Genomic DNA, 14,614 nt, shown 5'->3' with positions numbered 1-14,614 from the left:
GCATCTTCCGTTGCACATAAGCGAGTTGGAGGTGCGTCCACAATTCTCCGGTACCGGTGAGTGATCCACGGGAGGGCCGTCGGCGCGGACCGTCCGTGCTGTGGAGCCCGGCCTATTGACGACCTCGGCCGGCTGTCGTTCCCCTTCCGCAGCAGCGGCACTGCAATGCGCTCTCCGTCGGGCCGGCAGTTCACCGCACCGACCACGGCACGATGTGGTCACGATTCCTCGACTTCGGTTTCACGCTCACGAGCACATCGCGCCCTCGGCTCCGTCGGCCGAATAACTTCCCAGCAGACAAGGGTGATTCGATAATGAACGATAACGCCGTGTGCCGGATTCCGTCCGGGAACGACACACACACGATGTCACTCGCCGCCTACGGGGAACGGAGGTGGGAGGCAGCGATGCACGGCCTGGAAACCCTGACCATGTCCCCCTACCAGGCCGGGTGGCGGTTGCGGGTCGTGCCCAGCATCGGGCACGTCCTCGTGCGCAAGGTCACCCGCCGGGTCGTCAACCGCGCGCTGCACTGCTGGATCGCCGACGAATGCGGCCTGTCGACGGTGAAGAACAGCCTTGCCGTCCTCGTCCGCGTCCTGGAACAGGCCGTCCGGGACGGGGTGCTGGACGCCAACCCGGCGCGGGTGGCCGGCTGGCAGCAGGAGTACCAGCGCGCACAGGCCGAACGCACCGCTCCGCGGTCGCTGGCGCTGCCCGACGCGGACGCCCTGGAACGGCTGGCGGCCGCGCTCGTCCAGCGGTCCTCCGACGGCTACGCGGGGTGGGGCGACATCGTCCGCTTCGCCGCCTGGACCGGTACCCGCTTCAGCGAGGTGTCCGCCCTGCAGGCCCAGGACATCGATGCGAGCACCTGGACCTGGCAGGTCCAGCACTTCACCGTGTCCGAGCCGGAGGGCCTGCACGACCGCCCGTGCAGAGGCAGGCATCACCGGGTGGTGCCGCTGCGCCCCGCCGCGCGGGAGCTGGCCGCCGGGCGGCTGGAGAGGGCGCGGCACACTCCGCCGGCCCGGCTGTTCACCGGCCCGCACCGGAGCCGGTTCACCGCCGCGGTGCTGCGGGACGCGACCCACTGGGACGACGTGGTGGACGAGCTCGGTCATGAGTACCTCCGGCGCCAGGACCTGCGCCACACGGGCCTGACGTGGATGGCGGACGCCGGGCTCCCGCTGCCGCTGCTGTGCGGCGCCGCCGGGAGGCCCCCGGGGGACACCCGGCGCTATCTGCCCCCTGACGGGCATCGCCTCTCCGCGGAGAGCCATGGGGAGCCACCGGCGAGTTCGGCCCCCGCCCGTACGTCGGGCGGGGGCCGAACCGTTTTCCCGCACCCTCCTACGGAGTGACGGTGCCGGGCTGCCCGGCTAGGTCCGGCCGGGGACGGTGCGACCGGTGGACCTCAGGCGCCGGGACCCGGACCGTCGTCCAGGGGTGCGGACCCTCACAGGTAGGTGAAGGAACCGGCGTTGACGCTGCCGGCCGGGGTGACGACGGTCACCTGCACCGTCGTCCCGCTGGTGCCCGGCGGCACCGTGCCGGTCACGGTGGTGCCGCCCACATTCACCGTCACGCCGGTGGCGGGTGTGGCCCCGAAGAGCACGCTCGCCCCGAAGAGGTTGGTGCCGACGATGGTGAAGGCGGCTCCCGCGGAACCGGAGGACGGCGTCACCGTTCCGGTGACCGTCGGGGGCAGCGGCAGGTAGGTGTAACCGCCCGGGACGGACGCGCTGCCGCCCGGAGTGGTCACCACCACCGGGACATTGCCTCCGGCGGGAGGCCCGGCCGGAGTGACACCGAACAGGACTGTTCCGGTGGGGTCCGTACCCAGCACGGTCGCCGCGTTGCCGCCGATGGTGACGCTGCCGCCCTGCAGGTTCGAACCGATGATGGCGAACGGCGTACCGCCCGCGGTCGGCCCCGCGTTGGGGCTGATGGCCGCGGCCACCGGCGCACCCGTCGCGGCATAGGTGTACGACGCCGGGTTGCTGGTACCGGCGGCATTGGTGACGGTGACCTGCACCGTGCCCGCGGCGTGCGCCGGGGCCAGGACCGTGACGGTCAGCCCCAGCGGGTCCTGCCCGACGATCGTCGCCGACGTGCCCCCGAAGAGGACGCTGGTGGCGCCGCCCAGGCCGAGGCCGACCAGCTGCACGGTGTTGCCGCCCGCGGTCGGCCCCGTGGCCGGCACCACGCCGAGCAGCACCGGCCCGATCGCCAACGGCAAGGCCGGCAGTGCCGATTGAAGTGTGGGTGTGGTCATGAAGGTCCTCCTGCTGTGTGAGCTCGTTGCTCGGCCCGCTCGTGGCAGACATGGCGCACACGCCGGGCCCGAGCACTGACAGCAGCCGGCCGTACAGGAGGACGACACAGACGGGCGCACAGCGGCCGGCTCACACCTGGGCGGTGCGGGGGGCCGTCGCGCTCCTGGCCGTCCCTCACAGCCCTGCAGCGAAGAGGACTGGTGGGCGGGCCGACTACCGAAGCCCGAGGGGGATGGACGGCCCACCGACAGGCCCCACCAGTAACCCAGAAGAGTTGACACCGGGCAATCACGTTGACCCCGAAGCACCCGATCGGCCCAGCGTGAACTGCGGGGGGGGTTCACTACGGCTTCGGGGGCGTTCGCCACAGGGGTGCCCCCTCCCCCTCCCCTCCCCCTCCCCTCCCCCTCCTCTTCCCCTACCCCTCCGCGACCAGTGCCGGATAGTCCTCCAACGTGATCGCCGCGGAGATGTCGTGGCCCTGTTTCAGCATGGCGGTGACGGTGGACGGGGTGTTCAGGGCGGTGTTGCGGGCGTCTATCGCCTGCTGGGTGGTGGGGGCGAAGAACTCGCCGGCGGCGCGGCCGCCTTGCTGGCAGCGGGTGGCATAGGGACGCATCTTCTGTTCGTAGCGGGCGAAGGCCGTGCGGTGGTCGCCTTGGGCAAGGGCCAGTTCGCCGGCGAGGACATAGGCGCCGACGATTGCCGCGCCGGTGCCCATGCCGCCGAGTGTGGCGCCGTGGGCGGCGTCTCCGAGGAGCGCGGTGCGGCCCGTGGACCACGTCGGCACATCGGCGCGGCTGATGGAGTCGAAGTAGAGGTCGTCGGCCGCCCACAGGGTGTCGATCAGTTCCGGTGTGCGCCAGCCGGCCCCTTCGTAGGCGTGGGCTATCACCTTCTTCTGGGACCTGATGTCCCGCCGGTCGTAGGGGAGTTGCTCCTCGGAGGCGAAGACGCAGAAGGTTTCGCCGGTGTAGCCCGGCTCTCCGGAGCGGCGGGGCAGACGGCCGACCGTGGCCAGCCGGCCGGGTTCGCCGTGGCCGACCGGGCGGGCGCCGAGGTCTCCGGCGTCTGCGGGCAGGTCCCATGCGGCGAAGTAGTAGCCGAGGTGGCTGACGAACTGCTCCTCGGGGCCGAAGGCGAGCCGGCGCACGGTGGAGTGCAGACCGTCGGCACCGATCACGAGGTCGAAGGTGCGGGGCGCGCCCCGTTCGAAGGTGGCATGGACGCCGTCGGTGGACTCGGTGAGCGAGGTGAGGGAGTCGCCGAAGACGTACTCGGGGGTGGTGCCCGGGACGGCGTCGTCGCCGTCGGGCGGGGTCAGGCTGTGTGCGTGGAGGAGACGGGAGAGGTCCGAGCGGAGTATCTCGACCTCGCCGGCGGCGAACTCGGGCGGGAGGGTGGCGAGGTCGCGGCCCTGCCCGTCGATGAAGCTCATGGGGGTGCCGGGGCCGGTGCGGTGCCGTCCGATGTCGTCCAGGACGCCCATGCGCTCCAGGACCGTCCGATGCGCCGCGCCGCGGAAGTCGACCGCGAAGCCGCCGCCGCGCAGGGCGGGGGCCACCTCGACCACGGTGGTCCGGTAGCCGTAGCGGGCCAGCCAGTAGGCCAGGGCCGGGCCGGCCACGCTGGCGCCGGAGATCAGAACTGTCGGGTGCGGTGGCGCCGTCCGCTTCCCCCGCGCCCTGCCCGGCCCGCCTGCGCCCGGGTGCCCCGTTGTCGTTCCGTACGTCATCGCACGCTCCCCCGCGTCGGTCGGTCACACTGACACAGGAAACTGTATCCGATGGACACTGTTCTGTGTACCCCGGACACAGTTTTAGGATGCGGGGATGGCTGGAGACGACGAGAAGCGCAGTGTGTTCGGGGATCAGGCGGGCAGCGTCGCGTTGCTGTGGGGCGGAGGCGAGCGGCCCAGCCGGGGCCCCAAGCCGGCGCTGAGCCTGGAGCGGATCACGCGTACGGCCATCGACCTCGCCGACACCGGCGGGCTCGGGGCGGTCTCCATGCAACGGGTCGCGGCGGAGCTGGACTTCACCAAGATGTCCTTGTACCGCTATGTGCCGGGGAAGAGTGAGCTGGTCGCGCTGATGATCGACCGGGCGATGGGGGAACCGCCGAGCGCACCCTCGCCGGACGCCGCAGGCCGGGGCGACGGCGAGCCGTGGCGGGTCGCGCTGCGGGCCTGGGCGCACGCGCTGGCGGCGGTCCACCGCCGGCACCCCTGGCTACTGGGCGCGGCCGTCGGCCCCCGGGTCATGGGCCCCAACGAACTCGGCTGGACCGAACGCGCCCTCGCCGCGCTCACGGACACCGGCCTGACCGGCGCCGAGCAGCTCGACGCCGTGGTCGTGGTGAGCGGCCACATCCGGGCCATCGCCCAGGTCGCGTCCTCGATGGGGCTGGGCAGCGCCCGGGCCAGGGAGCCCGAACAGGTCATGAGCGCGGCGCTGAACGAACTGCTCGCCGGCCGCGCCGACCGCTTTCCCGCGGTCGCCGCGGCCGTCGCCGCCACCGAGGCCGACAGCGCCTCCCGCGACCAGGCCGGGGAGTTCGGCCTGGAGCGGATCCTGGACGGGCTGGCGGCCTATATGAGCCGGGCGCGGGGCGTCGCCTAGGACGCCGTCCGTACGGAGGTGGCGGGGAGTGAGCGCAGCCAGTCGAGAAGGAGCCCGTTGACCTCCTCGGGGCGTTCCTGCTGGATCCAGTGGCCGCAGCCGTCGAGGAGGTGTGCGGCGGACAGGCCGGGGAGAGTGTGGGGGAACGCCTTGATGGCGTCGGCCATCCACTGGGCGGGGGCGTCGTGTTCACCGCCGATGAAGAGGGCGGGCTGGGCGAGCTTGGCCCCGTCCCAGGCGGCGAGGTCCTCCCAGTCCCGGTCGACATTGCGGTAGCGGTTGAGCGGGCCGGTCAGACCGGTCCGCTCGAACTCGCCCGCGTAGAAGTCGAGATCGGCCTCGGTGAGCCAGGAGTGCGGGGGCGGGCCGGCGGGGAAGCGGTCGGACAGCTTTCCGCCCGGGGGCACGGAGAAGAGGCCGGCGCCGGCCGGGTCGGCCGAGGGCTCGGCATCGCCCGAGAGCCCGGCGTAGAACCCGGCGAGCCAGCTGCGGACATCGGGTTCGATCTCCGCCTCCGCCCGGCCCGGCTCCTGGAAGTAGTTGATGTAGAACTCCTCGTCGCCGCCGAGCTGCGCGAACGCCTCGGTGGGCCGGATCGCGCCGCGGGGTGCGTACGGCACGCTCAGCAGGGCCACGGCGGTGAAGACATCGGGCCGCAGCAGCGCCGAGTTGGCGGCGATGGGTGAGCCCCAGTCGTGGCCCGCGATGACGGCGGTCTCCTCGCCGAGGGCGCGCACCACGGCGACGTTGTCGGCGACATGGGCCAGCATCCGGTAGGCCGCCACCTCGCGCGGCTTCGACGAGCGCCCGTAGCCGCGGACGTCGAGGGCGACCGCCCGGTAGCCCGCCGCGGCGAGCGCGGGGAGCTGGTGGCGCCACGAGTACCAGGACTCGGGAAATCCGTGGACCATCAGGACGAGCGGTCCGGTGCCCTGCTCCACCAGGTGGATACGGCCGGCGGGGGCCTCCACCGTGCGGTGGACCGCCGCCGGCAGCGCGGCGGAGGGCCGGCCCGCTGCCGGGGCCCGGTCTCCCGGGGCCGGGGCGGGTGTGGGCGTCGTCTTGGCGGACTGCGGCATGCTTCCTCCTGGGGCGAGTACGGCGGCGCTCATGAGGGCGGTGGGCGGCGGGCGGCAGGCGGTGGAAGGAGCGGGACGACGGGTCGTCATGGCCCGGCGTCGTCCGGCGCGTTCCGGCCGGTTCCGTTCCGGCCCGTTCCGTTCGCCCGTTCCGCCTCGATCATGGCGCTGCCCCTGCGGCGGGCGCGACCCTTCTTGCCGGAATGGCAAAGGCCCGCCGGGCCGCGGCCCCTACAGCCGCACCGTCCGCCTCGGCTGTTCCTTCGCGCCCGTCAACAGGCCGTGCAGGCTGGCGAATTCGTCGACGCACTTGGCGGTGCCGTTGACCACGCAGTCCAGGGGGTCGTCGGCGACCCGGACCGGGACGCCCATCTCCTGGCGCAGCCGTCGGTCGAGGCCGCGGAGCAGGGCGCCGCCGCCGGTGAGGGCGATACCGTGCTCGACGATGTCGCCGGAGAGCTCCGGGGGGCAGTCGTCGAGGGTGCGGTGGACGGCGCGGACGATCGCCTCGACCGGTTCGGCCAGTGCCTCGCGGATCTCCTCCTCGGTGATCTCCTGGATGCGGGGCAGGCCGTTGACGTGGTCGCGGCCGCGGACCGTGTAGGTGGACGGGCGCTCGGGCTCGCCGTCCTCGTCGACGTCGACCGGCGTCCAGACCGCCGAGCCGATCGCGATCTTGATGTCCTCGGCGGTGCGTTCACCGATGTCCAGGGAGTGCTTCTTCTTGATGTAGGCGCTGACGGCGGCGTCCAGGGCGTCACCGGCGACCCGTACGGACTGGGCGGTGACCAGACCGCCCATGGAGACGACGGCGACCTCGGTGGTGCCGCCGCCGATGTCCACCACCATGCAGCCGACCGGCTCGTCGACCGGGAGGCCGGCGCCGATCGCGGCGGCCATCGGCTCTTCGATGAGGTGCACTTCGCGGGCGCCGGCGCCGCGGGCGGAATCGATGACCGCGCGCCGTTCGACACCGGTGATGCCGGAGGGGACGCAGATGACCACCCGCGGCCGGGAGAAGCGCCGGCTGGGCAGGGCCTTCTTCATCAGGGCGCGCAGCATCTGCTCGGCGGCGTCGAAGTCGGCGATGACCCCTTCGCGCAGGGGGCGCATCGCGGTGATCCCGGACGGGGTGCGCCCGATGGTCCGCTTGGCCTCCACGCCCACGGCGATCACGTCACCGGCGGCGTTGACCGCGACGACGGACGGCTCGTTCAGCACCACGCCCTTGCCGCGGGCGTACACCAGGGTGTTGGCGGTGCCGAGGTCGATGCCTATGTCGTACGTACCGGACGAAGTGCTGGACGCCATGGGGAGTTCGTGTGCTCTCTCGCGACGAGGTGGGCCTGGGGCATTGCGCTGCAGACAACCCCATGGGCTACCAATGGTGATCTTTGCGGGCAATTGTTAAGACTACTGGGGACGCGGAATGGTTCCCCTCCGTACCGCTCCTCTCCATTTCACCGGCTGCTGTCCTCCTCCGTCCCGGGCACCGTCCCGCTGTCCGTTTCCGGCTCCCTGGACAGCGCCTCGGCCAGGTCGTCGAGGGCGTCGAGGAGCAGATCCGCGACGCGCAGGGCGACACCGCGGTTCGCGTCCTCCGCGTCCCACCTCTCCCATACGGCGCGCAGCTCGCTCCAGTTCAGTTCGCCCCGTTCCCGGACGGCCAGGGTGGCCTCCTCCAGGGAGGCGCGCAGCTCGAAGGCGAACGCGGTGGCGCCCGGTGAGGACGCGGCATCCCGTTCGGGGAGGTGGACCTCCAGGATCATCGTGACCCGGCCCATGGTGGCGAGGGCGGTGCTGGCCGCCTTCGCCGAGGCGAGGGAGAGGCCGCGGTGGCGTACGGGTTCCTTCTCGGCGCGGGCCTCGCTCTCCTCCCAGGCGGCGCGGGCGGCGCGGGAGTCCAGGAGGGCGTCGCGGACCTGCCGGGGGCGGCGTTCGGCGGGCGTGGCGTAGAGGTCGAACACGGCCAGTGCGTACTGCCCGTTGGCCGCCAGCCAGGCGGCGAGGCGGTCGCGGAGCTTGGGGGTCTCCCAGGCGGGGAACAGCGCGTACGAGAGCATCGCGAGCAGTCCGCCGAGGAGGGTGAGCACGACGCGTTCCTGGACGGTCTGTTCCCAGCCGGCGCCGGCGATGCCGAGCAGGAAGACGACATAGGCGGCCACACACGCCGAGGTCACCGAGAAGCCGGTGCGCATCAGCAGATACATCAGGGCGACACAGACCACGGCCAGTGCGGCGCTGACATACATGCTCGGATGCGCCACGGCCATCAGCGCCCCCGCGATGCCGACGCCGACGAGGGTGCCGCTGAAGCGGGCGACGCCGCGGGAGTAGGTCTGGGCGAAGTCGGGGCGCATCACCATGACGGAGGCGAGCGGCGCCCAGTAGCCATGGCCGAACGGGAGGGCGGTGCCCAGCAGATAGCCGGCGGCGGCGACCGCGGCGACGCGGAGGGCGTGCCGGAGGATGTGCGAGGACCAGCGGGCCTCGCGGTGCAGGGCGCGCAGGGCGCCCGGGACCAGTTTGGGGACGCTGGGGCGCAGCAGATGGCCGCGTTCGGCGTCGGTGGTGGGGCGGGTGGCCTCGACGGGCTCATCGGTGAGTTCGACGGCGTCGGCGAGCAGGGAGATCAGGCGGTAGGCGGAGCGGCGGGCGGCCCCGTGGAGCATCGGGCCGGTCGCGGGGACTTCGAGGGTGGCCATCGCCTCGGGGGGCAGCCGGACCGGGCTGGCGTGCCGTACGGCGTGGGCGACGGCGTCCAGGACGGTGGCGGCGGCGCCCAGCAGGTCGCGGGCCCGGTCGCGTTCGGGCCCTTCCAGCGGGGGGCCGACGACCGGGTCGGCGAGGGAGGCGAGGACCGGCCGGACGCGTTCGGCAAGGCCGCGGGGGCCGTGCAGCTGTACGGGGCGGCGCCGGGCCTGACGCGCGGTCACGGCGGAGGCGAGCCGGGCGTCCATCAGGGGCGCCGGGTCGAACGGGGCGACCGGGTCGTGCCGCAGCCGCCGGGCGTAGTCGGCCTCGGCGGCCAGGGCGTCGGCGAGCGCATCGCGCTGGACGCCCCAGGGGCGGACCGGGAAGACCACGATGAGGGTCGCCTGGACGACGCCGCCGAAGAAGATCAGTGCGGCGTGTTCCGCCGCGCCGAGGACGGAGGTCGGCAGGGTGACGGTGACCAGCATGATCGCCACGGTCTGGGTGCCGGCCAGCCCGGAGACCGGGCCGATCGCCCAGGCCATGCCCGCCAGGAACGTCCAGCCGGCCAGGAGCAGGACGAAGGCGACGACATGGGCGGCGGCCAGATAGCCGAGGAAGGTGGAGACGGCCAGCGCCCCGGCGACGGCGAGTGCGAGCACCGGGCGCGGCCGCATGCTGCGCTGGAAGGTGACGATGCCGGAGGAGAACGCGCCGAACGCGGAGGAGACCGCCAGCGCCGGGTCACCGAGCCACAGGCACAGTCCGATGACGATGGCGACGCCGACCGAGCCGCGGATGGCGATCAGTGGGGTGAGCTTGGTCCGCTCGATGGTCAGCCCCGAGCGGGCGGCTTCCTTGAGCGCACGCGACCAGGTCATAGCGAGAGGATACGGGCCGGAGGCGAGGGTTCCGGTATGGCCGGAACGGGCTCCGTGTGCCCGCGTTCCCCCCTTCACGCCAGGAAAATCCCGGTAAAGCCGCCTTCCGCCGCGCGCACAACATCCCAGGTCACCAAGGGGATGACCGGATTCCGGGCGGGCGCTGCGAGGAAGCCGACACTCCGGCAGGGAAACCGCGGGCCGCCTCCCTCCCCTCTTGCTCCGCAGCCGGGACGAGTCCCGGATGTCCGGCAAGGAGAAAGACCCGTGCACAGAGCCCTGCTCCGCCCGGTGATCGCGCTGATCGCCCTGACCGTCCTCGCCACCACGGCCGGCTGCGGCACCGGCGCCTCCCAGGCCTCCTCCCCCATACGCTTCGGCAGCAACCAGGCGGACACCGCGCTCCGGCCCGGACCGTCGGGGAAGGGCTCGCTGGTGCAGTGGCCCACGAAGCCGATCAGCTTCGACGTGGAGAGCCGGGTCGGCGGGGCCGGTGAGAACACCCCGATCGGCGTGACCACCCTGCACGGCCCGAAGTCGGGCTTCACCGGGAAGGTCTGGGTCTGGGCGCCGCCGGAGTACTACGAGAAGCGGAACGCGCACAAGGGCTTCCCCGTGATGGAGGCGCTGCCCGGCGCGTACGGCTACCCCGTCAACTACTGGATCGGCGCCGGTCTCAAACTGCAGGAGAACCTCGCCCGGTGGTCGAAGAACGGCAGCAGTCTGCCGTTCATCGTCGTCATGCCGGTGCTCAACCCCGATGACAAGCAGTACTACGACGGCAGTGACATACCGGGCCGCCCGAAGATCGGCACCTGGCTCAGCCAGGACGTGCCCGACCTCGTCCGGCAGAACTTCCGCACCCTCAGGACCCGCGACGCCTGGGCGATCATGGGCTCCTCCTCGGGCGGGTTCGCGGCGCTGAAGAACGTGCTCCAGCACCCGGACACGTTCAAGGTGGCGATACCCAACGGGCCGGACATCGTGCCCGACTCACCCCTGTGGAAGGGCCACGCCGGGGCGAAGCGGGACAACAACCCGGAGGTGCTGGCCCGCCGGCTGATGGCACGCGGCGGACCGGACGTCTACCTCGCCTTCCAGGACGGCTCCCAAGAGCACACGGTGCTGCCGAAGGTGCACAAGTTCCGCGCCCAATACGGGCACGGGCCGGTGCACACCCGGCTGCAGATCGTGCCGGGCGGCACCCACAGCGCGGCGACCTATGTGCGGGGCCTGGGCGAGGGCACGATGCGCTGGGTCAGTGCGCACATGCAGGGGCCGACCGCCTGACGGGACCGGCCCCGGAGGCGGGGTGCCACGGCGCACGGCCCGCCCCGGCGCCCCGCCGTCACGACCGCCCCGCCGTCACGACACCACGTCCTTGCGCGCGAACCCCCGGAACGCCAGCGCGCACAGCACCAGCGCGTACGCCACCGAGACCGCCGAACCCTGGATCATCCCGGACCACTCCAACCGGGGCTGCAGGGCGTCCACCCAGGAGTACTGCCAGTGCGCGGGCAGCACATCGCGCCAGGTGCCGAGGGCGGTGACCTGGTCGAGGACATTGCCGACGATGGTCAGCCCGACGGCGCCGCCGACCGCGCCCAGCGGTGCGTCGGTCACCGTCGACAGCCAGAACGCCAGGGCCGCGGTGACCAGCTGGCTGACGAAGACATAGCCGACCACCACCGCCAGCCGCGGCACCGCCTCGCCCGCGGACAGCGCGCCGCCGGTGGGCAGTTGCAGCGGGCCCCAGCCGTACGCGGCGCTGCCCACTCCCAGCGCGACCAGCGGCAGCAGCAGCATCGCGGCGGCGCTGAACGCCAGCCCGACGGTGAGCTTGCTCAGCAGCAGCCGGGCCCGCGGGACCGGCGCGGCGAGCAGATAGCGCAGCGAGGACCAGCTCGCCTCCGACGCGACCGTGTCTCCGCAGAACAGCGCCACCGGCACCACCAGCAGAAAGCCCGCGGAGACGAACAGCGCGGTGGCCGCGAAGTTGCCGCCGGACGCGGTGGCACTGTCCATCAGGGTGATCCGGCCGTTGCTGCGGCTGTCCGGGTCGCCGCCGATCGCGAACGCCGCCACCAGCACGAACGGCAGCAGCGTCAGGATGGCGGCGATCACCAGCGTGCGGCGGCGGCGCAGCTGGCGCCGGGCCTCGACGCGCAGCGGGAGGGTGCGGCGCGGGCGGTAGCCCGGCGCCCGCGCCGTGGGGGTCGCGGTCATCGGTCCCCTCCGATCAGGGTGAGGAAGGCGTCCTCCAGGCGTCGGTGCGGGCCGACGCGGTCCACCGGGACCTCCATCCGCAGGAGTTCGGCCAGCAGTTGGGGCGTGCCCAGGCCGTCCAGCCGTACGAGCAGGCCGCCCTCGGCGCGTACGGCCGAGGCGACGCCCGGCAGTGCGGCCACCTTCTCCACGACGGCGTCGCCGATCTCCTCCGCGACCCCGACCAGCAGGGTGTCGCCGGAGCCAGTGATCTCGGCGACCGGACCGGCCCGCACCAGCCGGCCGCGGTCCATGACGACCAGATGCGTACAGCTCTGTTCGACCTCGGACAGCAGATGGCTGGAGACGATGACGGTGCGTCCGGCTTCGGCGTAGCGGATCATCACGTCCCGCATCTCCCGGATCTGCGGCGGGTCGAGCCCGTTCGTCGGCTCGTCGAGGATCAGCAGATCCGGCAGGCCGAGCATGGCCTGGGCCAGGGCGAGGCGCTGGCGCATGCCCTGGGAGTAGGTGCGTACGGCGCGTTCCAGGGCGTCGCCGAGACCGGCGATCTCCAGTGCCTCGTCGAGGTGTGCGTCGGCGGCGGGCCGGCCGGTGGCCTGCCAGTACAGATCGAGGTTGGCGCGGCCCGACAGATGCGGCAGGAAGCCGGGGCCCTCCACGAACGCGCCGACCCGCGACAGCACCGGGGCGCCCGGCCGGACGGCCTGCCCGAAGATCCTGATCTCGCCCTCGTCGGGTGTGATCAGCCCCATCAGCATCCGCAGGGTGGTGGTCTTGCCGGCGCCGTTGGGCCCCAGCAGGCCCAGCACCTGCCCCTTCTCGACGCGGAAGGACAACTCCCTTACGGCATACCGGTCGGTGGACTTGGCGTACCGCTTGCTCAGGTCGCTGATCTGCAGCGGGACCTCGGCGAGCGCCGGGTCGGGCGCGGGCGCCGCGGTCCGGCGGCGGGCGGTGAGCAGCAGCAGCGCGGCGACGGCGGCGGCCGCGGCGGGCAGCGCCCAGGTCCAGGCGGGCAGCGGGGCGGCGGCGCTGCGCACCCGGGGCGCGGTGGGCACGCTGAGGGCGCCGTCCTTCAGGGAGACGGTGTAGGTGGCGGGTTCGGCGGGTGAGGCATAGCCGAGGTCGGTGGCGGAGAGCACCAGCCGCAGCCGGTGGCCGGCCGCGAAGTCATGGTCGACGGCGGGCATCCGGAGCCGCACGGTCCGGCCCTCGTCGGCGTCCTTGATCCGGTACGGCGTGACGAGCTGGGACGGCAGCACCTGGCGGCGGCCGTCCGGGGCGACGTCGTAGACCTTGGCGAAGAACACCGCGTCCGGGGTGTCGGACCGCACATGGACGGTGGCGGTGGGGCTGCCGGTGAGATGGACGGGGGTGTCCAGCGGCGCCGATTCGAAGCGGGCGTACTGGCCGGCGAAGTCCAGGGACAGTCCGCCGGCGCCGAGCGAGGAGAGGTTGCCGAGCGCGCCGACCCCGGGCACCGCGGAGATCGCCGGCGGTCCGGCGCCGGGCGGGTTGCTGAAGGTCTGGGGGCGGCCGGTCAGCCGGATGCGCCGCGGATCGTTGTCCAGTCCGGTGTAGCGGTCCGCGTGCGCGCCGCGCAGCCGCACCGAGCCGTTGGTGGAGTCCACTCCCCCGCTGCGGCTGATCCGGAACCCGGGCCCGGTCCCGGCGTGCTTGTCGCCCTTGAGGTAGCGGTCGAACCAGGCGTTCGTCCGTCCCTCCAGGCGGGCCGTCTCCCGGTCCCCGCCGTCGTGCCCGCCGGCGATCCAGTCGACGTCGACCGGCGCACCGTTCTTGCGGAGCTTCTTGTAGAGGGCGTCGGACTGGTCGAGCGGAAACAGTGAGTCGGTCTGGCCCTGCATGATCAGGGTCGGCACCTTGATGCGGTCGCCGACGGCGGACGGGCTGCGCTCCGCCAGGAGGGCACGGGCCGCGGCGTCCGGCTTGCCGCTGACGGCGACCCGCTCGTACATCCGGCACAGCGCGGGCTCGAAGCGCCCGCAGCCCCCGGACGTGGTGGGCGCGGGACCCGCGGAGCCGGTGGGGGCGCCCGCCGAGCCGGTGGTGAAGAAGATCCCGGCCCACAGCTTCTTGAACACGCCGTGGGGGAAGAGGGCGTCGGCGAGGTTCCAGTAGGTGATCTGCGGGGCGATCGCGTCGACGCGCCGGTCGTTGCCGGCCGCCAGCAGCGAGATCGCCCCGCCGTAGGAGCCGCCGGCCATCCCCACCCGGGGGTCACCGTCCTTGTCGAGCTGCACCTCGGGCCGCTCGGCCAGCCAGTCGATCAGCCGGCGGACGTCGGCGACCTCACCGTCCGGGTCGTTCAGCCCGATGCTGCCGGTGGACTTCCCGAAGCCGCGCGCCGACCAGGTCAGCACGGCGTATCCGTCCCGGGCCAGCCGCTCGGCCTGGGGGCGGAGGTCCTTCTTGCTGGCGCCGAAGCCGTGGGCGAGCAGGACCGCGGGCCGCCGCCCGCCGGAGTCGCCCCCGGCGGTGAAGAAGGAGGTGTCGATCCGCACCTCCTTCTTGCTGCCGGGCTTCTCCGGCATCGTCATCAGCCGGTCCGTGCGGTGGACGGCGGGCGCGGCGTCCGAGGAGGCGGCCGCCCAGGTGCCGCCTCCTATGAGGACGGCCAGCGCGCCCGCGGCGGCGTACCAGCGCCGGCCGCTCAGTCGGATACCTCGGAGAGCCATACCGTGAATCCTAGGGAGGAGCCGATCAGGGCGGCCGGTACCCCGGGCTGAACCCGGCAGCCTCCCTGGGGAGTAGGGTGCGCGCTCCCGTACCACGGACGCGGTACGGGCCGGGGGGCCAGGGCCCGCCGTCCGAAG

The 14,614-nt window shown here is 72.9% G+C and carries 10 protein-coding genes; 3 read left to right on the top strand and 7 right to left on the bottom strand.

Annotated elements, in window-relative coordinates; genetic code table 11:
• Nucleotides 1-314: 314 nt before the first annotated feature.
• Nucleotides 315-1,364: a tyrosine-type recombinase/integrase gene (locus STRNI_RS27385; protein WP_277412199.1), complete on the top strand. Its 1,050-nt coding sequence runs from the start codon at nt 315-317 to the stop codon at nt 1,362-1,364.
• 95 nt (nt 1,365-1,459) lie between these two features.
• Here the strand turns inward: STRNI_RS27385 and STRNI_RS27380 are convergent, their stop codons facing one another.
• Together STRNI_RS27380 and STRNI_RS27375 are read right to left on the bottom strand one after the other, a co-directional pair.
• Entirely contained in the window at nt 1,460-2,278 is an 819-nt protein-coding gene (locus tag STRNI_RS27380) for an IPT/TIG domain-containing protein (RefSeq protein WP_266443273.1), read from the bottom strand.
• 419 nt (nt 2,279-2,697) lie between these two features.
• Nucleotides 2,698-4,014: an FAD-dependent monooxygenase gene (locus STRNI_RS27375; RefSeq protein ID WP_381845621.1), complete on the bottom strand. Its 1,317-nt coding sequence runs from the start codon at nt 4,012-4,014 to the stop codon at nt 2,698-2,700.
• Nucleotides 4,015-4,111: 97 nt separating this feature from the next.
• Between STRNI_RS27375 and STRNI_RS27370 the strand changes: the two genes are divergently transcribed.
• Entirely contained in the window at nt 4,112-4,897 is a 786-nt protein-coding gene (locus STRNI_RS27370; RefSeq protein WP_277412198.1) for a TetR/AcrR family transcriptional regulator, read from the top strand.
• Here the strand turns inward: STRNI_RS27370 and STRNI_RS27365 are convergent.
• From STRNI_RS27365 to STRNI_RS27355, 3 genes are all read right to left on the bottom strand, one after another.
• The gene (locus STRNI_RS27365; RefSeq protein WP_159488224.1) at nt 4,894-5,976 is read right to left on the bottom strand and encodes an alpha/beta fold hydrolase; all 1,083 of its coding nucleotides are present in this window, start codon (nt 5,974-5,976) and stop codon (nt 4,894-4,896) included. The genes STRNI_RS27370 and STRNI_RS27365 overlap by 4 nt on opposite strands.
• Nucleotides 5,977-6,207: 231 nt before the next feature.
• On the bottom strand, nt 6,208-7,287 hold the full coding sequence (mreB, locus tag STRNI_RS27360) for a rod shape-determining protein (RefSeq protein WP_018088367.1): 1,080 nt from the start codon (nt 7,285-7,287) through the stop codon (nt 6,208-6,210).
• A 149-nt stretch (nt 7,288-7,436) separates the two neighbouring features.
• Complete coding sequence (locus tag STRNI_RS27355; RefSeq protein ID WP_277412197.1) at nt 7,437-9,551, bottom strand: FUSC family protein; 2,115 nt, start codon at nt 9,549-9,551, stop codon at nt 7,437-7,439.
• Nucleotides 9,552-9,818: 267 nt separating this feature from the next.
• On the opposite strand from STRNI_RS27355, the gene STRNI_RS27350 reads away from it, so the two are divergent.
• Nucleotides 9,819-10,841 (top strand): alpha/beta hydrolase, encoded by a 1,023-nt coding sequence (locus STRNI_RS27350; RefSeq protein WP_277412196.1) that lies wholly within the window; start codon nt 9,819-9,821, stop codon nt 10,839-10,841.
• 75 nt (nt 10,842-10,916) lie between these two features.
• On the opposite strand, the gene STRNI_RS27345 is transcribed toward STRNI_RS27350, so the two are convergent.
• Nucleotides 10,917-11,777 carry an ABC transporter permease gene (locus tag STRNI_RS27345; RefSeq protein WP_093644573.1) on the bottom strand — a complete coding sequence of 287 codons (861 nt, stop codon included), beginning with the start codon at nt 11,775-11,777 and terminating at the stop codon, nt 10,917-10,919.
• Nucleotides 11,774-14,476 (bottom strand): alpha/beta fold hydrolase, encoded by a 2,703-nt coding sequence (locus STRNI_RS27340; protein ID WP_159488221.1) that lies wholly within the window; start codon nt 14,474-14,476, stop codon nt 11,774-11,776. The genes STRNI_RS27345 and STRNI_RS27340 overlap by 4 nt, the downstream gene beginning before the upstream one ends.
• Between the last annotated feature and the right edge of the window lie 138 nt (nt 14,477-14,614).

The organism is Streptomyces nigrescens, from assembly GCF_027626975.1.
Classification (GTDB): domain Bacteria; phylum Actinomycetota; class Actinomycetes; order Streptomycetales; family Streptomycetaceae; genus Streptomyces; species Streptomyces nigrescens.
This window is presented reverse-complemented; position numbering and strand designations above follow the sequence as displayed.